This window comes from Corynebacterium kalidii (genome assembly GCF_022869005.1).
GTDB classification, from domain to species: domain Bacteria; phylum Actinomycetota; class Actinomycetes; order Mycobacteriales; family Mycobacteriaceae; genus Corynebacterium; species Corynebacterium kalidii.
Window position 1 is genome coordinate 1 of record NZ_JALIEA010000014.1, and the last position, 6,020, is coordinate 6,020.

Sequence of the window (6,020 nt, forward strand, 5' to 3'; positions counted from 1 at the left end):
GGGCCCGACCCCCGGGTGGTGGACACCCAGACACCAGCTGTCCGCTGGGAAGGAAAGGTAGTCTACCCCCATGCCACGCATCACCTACAGTGAGCAATTCAAACGTGACGCCGTCACGCTCTACGAAAACACCGACGGGGCGTCCATCAACCGTATCGCCGCTGAACTAGGCGTCAGCAGGGGAAGCTTGCAGCACTGGCTTACCCGCTACGGAACCCGCCCACGATCAACGAAATCAGTCTCGCCCGAGGGCTCCGACCGGGCGGCCACAGGGATCGGCAAAGACGAGAAGATTCGCGAGCTCGAACGCGAGAACCACCGACTCAGGGAAGAACGGGATATTCTTCGCAAGGCAGCAAAGTATTTTGCCGAAGAGACGACCTGGTAAGCCGCTTCCGGTTCGTTGATGACTTCCGCACCGAGTACTCGGTCAAGCGGCTATGTGAGGTATTGATGCTCAATCGTTCCTCATACTACAAGTGGAAATCTTCCGCGTCACGACGCCGGGAACGACTCGTCGCTGATGCGGCACTCGGTGCGCGGATTCGAGCTATATTCTCCGAACACGATGGGTGTTATGGCGCCAAACGTATTACCGCTGAACTCAATGCTCCCGGCCGTCGTGGTACACCACTGAACAACCGTGCCTGTTCACCTGCATCACGCGCGTCGGTGACAGTGTCACAACGAGCGGATGGGGCAGCATCTGTGCAGGTGGTTAACCATAAACGTGTCGCCAGGATCATGCGCTGCCAGGGGATTTCCGGGTTCACGAAGAAGCGCCGGGTCCGCACCACGGTCCCGGCGCCGAGCGCACCGAGGTTTCCGGATCTCGTGCGTCGGAACTTCGCTGCAGACCGGGCGAACCGTGTCTATGTCGGTGATATTACCTATCTTCCGGTGTCCGGAGGGTCGACTATGTACCTGGCGACGGTGATCGACTGTTATTCTCGTCGCCTGGTGGGCTTTTCTATCGCGGATCATATGCGTGCCGATCTTGTCTGTGACGCGTTGGTGATGGCGAAGAATCAGCGAGGTTCACTCGATGGTGCTGTTTTTCATTCTGATCACGGCAGCGTGTACAGCTCGTCGATGTTCAGGCGGTTGTGTTCTGATTTCGAGGTGCGTCAGTCGATGGGAGCGGTGGGCGCCAGTGCCGATAATTCTCTGGCTGAGTCATTCAACGCGTCGATGAAGCGTGAGGTTTTGAAGGATAGGAAATCATTTGTGAATCAGTTGTCCTGCAGGCGTGAAGTGTTCCGGTGGTGTGTTCGGTACAATTCTGTACGTCGACATTCTTGGTGTGGACATCAGGCTCCGGAGGTGTTCGAAGCTGGAGTTTCTGGTAGTCTGTTGAACGTATCGTAATCAACCCCGTGTCCACTTTCTGGGGTTCGGGCCCTGGTTTAAGGGGGTGCCGTTCTGTGTACTCGGTGCTTTCCGGGAGGTCGAGACCAGGAATACGGATGTGAGTACGGCAAGAATGGCGCCTGAGAAGAACATCCAGGTCGCGTTCTCTGCTCCGGCGAGGTCGCCGATAAGCGTGCCAAGCCCGATGCCGATGTAAATGCCGGAGGAGTTCAGAGCGATCACCAGCGGAGTCTCGTCCGGAGCGGCTTCGACCAGTCGGTGCTGCTGGGGTGGGGTCTGGCACCAGCTGCTTGCACCCCACGCGAACGCTAGTGCCCCGACCAGTGCGGGAAGGATTGCGCTTGACAGGCTGAGTGAGCCGATCGCCGCGAGCGTGGCGGCCATCACTGCGTAGCCGACGGTGATTACCCTGGTTCCCCAAACCGGTCGGTGAGCCGGCCGGCGGACTGAGCGCCGATGACGGCCCCAAGGGTCATTGTATCGGGCCGGGGTGACCAACCGCCGAACTGCGACACTGCAGGTGGGGTTGACGACGAGGAACTACGAGTTGTTGCCTCCAACGATGACCATGGACCGGCTCAGATCCTCGGAGGCGGACAGTGCCTCGGCCAGCAGGTCGCCCTCGCCGGCGAGGTTGGGGTTCAGCCAGTCGTCGTGCGGCTCGGTCGGCAACACTAGCGGCATCCACGGGTGACCAAGGCATAGTTGACATCCTCCCCGCCCCTTACGGGCGGGGAGGATGTCAACTCAGCTCACCTCATTACGCCTGCGCCTCCGAGGTTGAAATGCCCACCAGACCCCGACTCCGAACAAGGTAACCGGGATGAGGGTAAACGCGATCCCGAGTTCCGGGATCCACAGCCAAATATAGCGGGCAGGAACCTCGAGCAGAGCTGGAACCACCCACCACCCACAGAAGCAGACGACAAGTGATCCGCCCATCCACATCAACGCGCCACGACGACCTCCGCGCAGCAACAAGCCGAGTACCGTTAGTGCGACCACGGCCACCACGACGCCTAACAGAATCAGCAGCCCTACCGGCGAACCCCTATTCGCGCTGACACTACCTTCGATTCCTGTCGCCTCGTCAAACAGCTGGCTGGTGATGCCGAAAAGCTGCTCCTCATGCAGCACCCCGGAGGCGTTCATCGTCACCACCACGGCTACCTGCTGATCACGGTCGACATGGACGGCACTGAAGTAGCCGGGGACTGTGCCCGTGTGCCAGACGACTCCGTCGTCACGCACACGCCACCCAAGCCCCATCAACTCACCACCACCAGAATCGACAGGTTCTCTCGTCATCTCATCGAGAACCTCCGCGCCCCGGTCCCCGAAAAACTCCTGTACGACAGCAGCGAGGGCGCTGACGGTCCCGCCCTGGTAGCCATAGCCCAGACCAGCGCCGTCACGGGGAGTCCGCCATGGCACCGCCCTGTTCCCCACGAACCGCGCCCCCGGACTCACCTCGTCGAGTACCCCCAGACCAGGAAAAAGCCTCGATTCAACCTCGGCCAAACCTTCGCCTTCCACCTCCTCTATAAGAGCCTGTACCAACACGTACCCCAAACTGCTGTACGCGTAGCGACTACCCGGGTCATCGATGAGTTCGAGATCCCGCAACTCCGCGATGACATCCACCGCACGTCGGTCGGGGTCATCGACATCGAGATAATCAGCACCGAAAGGCAGTCCGCTCGTGTGATTGAGCAGCTGCCGAATGGTGATCGACCGGAATCTAGGGTCGGTCATCGGCATTTCCGGAAGATACTCGAACACCGGATCATCCAGTACGATTCGGCCGCGCTCGACCAGCTTCATAACCGTGGTTGCAGCGATCGGCTTCGACACTGAGCCCCATAGCATCTCTGCATCGGGCCGGAGAGTATCCCCCGCGGCGTCCTCGCCCACCGCGTGCACGTCCAGAGAGGAGGGCGTCACCACCGCCGCGGTCGCGCCCGGCACCCCTGCCGCCTCGACCGCATCGGCTAAGGCCACTCCGAACTGTTCCTCCGACGGATGACCCGCGGGTTCCTCTTCGCGCAGCGCAGCATACGCAGAAACCGCCCACAGTTGGGAGGCGACCGCCACCGCCAGGACTGCCGCGAAGACTCGGACGACCACGCTCAACAATTTCCGTACGCTCATACGGTCATTACACCATATGGTGGTACGGTAATGCCATGCCACGAACTTCGGACCATGTGCAACGACGCGAGCAGATCGTTGATGCCGTACTTAGTGTCGCCACGGAATCTGGACTGAACGCGGTCACCATCGCTCGAGTCGCCTCTACCGCGCGCGTCTCGGTCGGACTCGTCCAGCACTACTTCGACTCCAAGGAATCGCTTCTGAGATCGTCCTACGAAGCGTGTCTCGACCGCATCGGCTCACGCGTCGAGGCACTCGTCGAACAGGGAGAACATGCGCGACTACCGATCCGCGACATGATCACCGCTGGTCTCGCCCAACTCCTCCCCCTCGACGCCGAGAGGAAGTCCGAGTGCCGCCTGCGTCAGGAGTTCCTCGGCCTGGCGGCACAGAACCCACAGCTGACTTCGACTGCCCGCGACCGAGAAATGGTACTTCTCCGGCAGGTTGAAACCGCCATCACCAACGGAAAAGAATGCGGAGAGGTCGCCCCTGACCACGATGCTGTGGCGTCTGCGACAACGATCCTCACTGTCTGTCACGGGATTATGATCCGCTCTGGCCTTGGGATCGGACCGGACCTGGCCCCGCTCGAGTCCGCGATCGACATGGTCTTCGACGGAAGCTGCTCCCGAAGCATCCCCGCCCGCTGAGCGCCAAGGTCACCGATTGTGTCGTACTGCATCCGACACCGCTGGACAACGTGGTCCTGCTGTAATGAGCGTTGTTACCCGTACTTCTCGCCCTGACCGTCGTCGCCGACGACGATGACCATGGACCGGCTCAGCTCCTCCGAGGCCGTCAATGCCTCAGCCAGCAGATCACCGTCGCCGGTGAGCTCCGTGTCCAGCCAGTCGTCGTGCAGCTTGGCCGGGAGCACCAGCGGCATCCGCGGGTGTACGGTCGCGGCGGCCTCGACGGCGTCTCGGGTGACCAGAGCGTAGGTCAGCATCTTCTCGTCACCGCGGTACGCGGTGGTGGTGATCGACGCGATGCCGAATGCCTCACCGCCCGGCAGGGCGAACTTCTTTCCCTTCTCCACGTACCAGGTAGCCGGTGCCAGGGCTCTGTGCTCACGAAACGGGGTCTTCCAGACTCGCGAGCTAAGCAATTTATCGTCGCGGGCATTGAAGGCGCTGAACGTCGCCGGCTCGTTGCCGACATGGACCCACCACCAGGCCAGATGCAGCTCCCTGTGCCCGCTCTCGTCAGCGGTGATCAGCGGATTCAAGTTCAGAGCCTTCTTGCCGGTGATCTTCGCGTTACCGCCGCGTCGCTCGATCCACTGTTCCAGCAGCAGTCGATTCTCCCGCTCGTCCATCGGAGGGAGATCAAAAATACTGGTGAAGCGCATTATTCCGTAGCGCACTATTCGGTCCCTTAGCCACGGTTCTGACGTGCTGTGGGGCGTTCCGCCTGGTCCACACTGATCCCGGTGGCATCAGCAATGATCGATGCTGGCGCTGTCTGAGAAAAGTGCTGTAGGTGTGAATCCTTCAGCAATCGCACTTCCAACCCAGCCTAGGCGATGGCATCTCGGGTTCGTCCTAGGGAAACATGTTGGTCGTCCCAGCCGTCGAGCATCCTCTCGAAGCAGAACGGGTCCGTTGCACGTTTAGGTGACAGTTGTTAGTCACGCCGCGAGGGCGACGTCCTTGGTCATGATGGCCTCGAATTCGATCGGGGTCAAACGTCCCAGACGGGCCTGCCGTCGTCGGTGGTGATAGGTCCTCTCGATCCAGGTCACGATCGCGATCCTCAGTTGCTCACGCGTGATCCAGGAACGCCGATCAAGGACGTTCTTCTGCAGGAGAGAGAAGAACGATTCCATCGCGGCATTGTCGCCGCTCGAACCCACCCTGCCCATAGAACCGACCATGCCGTGGCTGGCCAGAGCACGCAGGAACTTCCGGCTTCGAAATTGAGATCCTCTGTCCGAATGGACCACGCAACCGACGACGTCACCGCGCATCTGGACCGCATTCTCAAGTGCTTGGACAGCCAGGCGGGACTTCATCCTGGAGTCGATGGAGTACCCGACGATGCGCCGGCTGAAGGCGTCTTTGATCGCACAGCAGTAGAGCTTGCCTTCCGCGGTTCCGTGTTCCGTGATGTCCACGAGCCAGAGTTCATTCGCCCGCGTCGCAGTGAACACATGCCGGGTACGACCATGCTCATCGACCACGGCGCAGAGATCGTCATGGGCGGGCGGACCAGGCTTCTTCCCGTTCTTGGCCCGTTTCTTCCCGAACACGGACCACCAGCCATTGCTCGATGTGATCCGCCACGCGGTCCGGTCGGCCATCGGCTCACCCACATCGCGTGCTTCGTCGGCGAGGAGGCGGTGCCCGAACTCAGGGTTATCCTTGTGGGCGTCGAACAGCGCGTTCGCGCGATACGCCTCGACCACCTCGTTCGGGGTGACGGGGTCAGCCAGCCACCGGTAGTAGGGCTGGCGGGAGAGCTTGAGCACCCGACACGTCACCGTCACAGGG

At 61.0% G+C, this 6,020-nt stretch carries 7 protein-coding genes; 2 read left to right on the top strand and 5 right to left on the bottom strand.

Going from position 1 to position 6,020, the window contains the following annotated elements:
* Positions 1 to 70: 70 nt before the first annotated feature.
* Positions 71 to 1,368, top strand: a protein-coding gene (locus MUN33_RS09530) for an IS3 family transposase (protein WP_244804690.1) whose coding sequence is annotated in 2 segments (ribosomal slippage) — positions 71 to 368 and positions 368 to 1,368 — 1,299 coding nt in all. Because the reading frame shifts where the segments join, the coding sequence is not laid out codon by codon here.
* On the opposite strand, the gene MUN33_RS09535 is transcribed toward MUN33_RS09530, so the two are convergent.
* From MUN33_RS09535 to MUN33_RS09540, 3 genes are all read right to left on the bottom strand, one after another.
* The gene (locus MUN33_RS09535; protein ID WP_244804691.1) at positions 1,369 to 1,755 is read right to left on the bottom strand and encodes an MFS transporter; all 387 of its coding nucleotides are present in this window, start codon (positions 1,753 to 1,755) and stop codon (positions 1,369 to 1,371) included.
* A 156-nt stretch (positions 1,756 to 1,911) separates the two neighbouring features.
* Positions 1,912 to 2,046, bottom strand: a complete 135-nt coding sequence (locus MUN33_RS14090) for a hypothetical protein (RefSeq protein ID WP_255806739.1) — start codon at positions 2,044 to 2,046, stop codon at positions 1,912 to 1,914.
* 72 nt (positions 2,047 to 2,118) lie between these two features.
* A complete protein-coding gene (locus MUN33_RS09540; RefSeq protein WP_244804692.1) occupies positions 2,119 to 3,522 on the bottom strand; it encodes a serine hydrolase domain-containing protein in 1,404 nt (467 codons plus the stop codon).
* Between the two features lie 56 nt (positions 3,523 to 3,578).
* On the opposite strand from MUN33_RS09540, the gene MUN33_RS09545 reads away from it, so the two are divergent.
* Complete coding sequence (locus tag MUN33_RS09545) at positions 3,579 to 4,178, top strand: TetR/AcrR family transcriptional regulator (protein WP_244804693.1); 600 nt, start codon at positions 3,579 to 3,581, stop codon at positions 4,176 to 4,178.
* Between the two features lie 74 nt (positions 4,179 to 4,252).
* On the opposite strand, the gene MUN33_RS09550 is transcribed toward MUN33_RS09545, so the two are convergent.
* Together MUN33_RS09550 and MUN33_RS09555 are read right to left on the bottom strand one after the other, a co-directional pair.
* On the bottom strand, positions 4,253 to 4,846 hold the full coding sequence (locus tag MUN33_RS09550; RefSeq protein WP_244804694.1) for an SOS response-associated peptidase family protein: 594 nt from the start codon (positions 4,844 to 4,846) through the stop codon (positions 4,253 to 4,255).
* 312 nt (positions 4,847 to 5,158) lie between these two features.
* A partial coding sequence (locus MUN33_RS09555) for an IS3 family transposase (RefSeq protein WP_244803068.1) occupies positions 5,159 to 6,020 on the bottom strand: 862 nt, incomplete at its 5' end.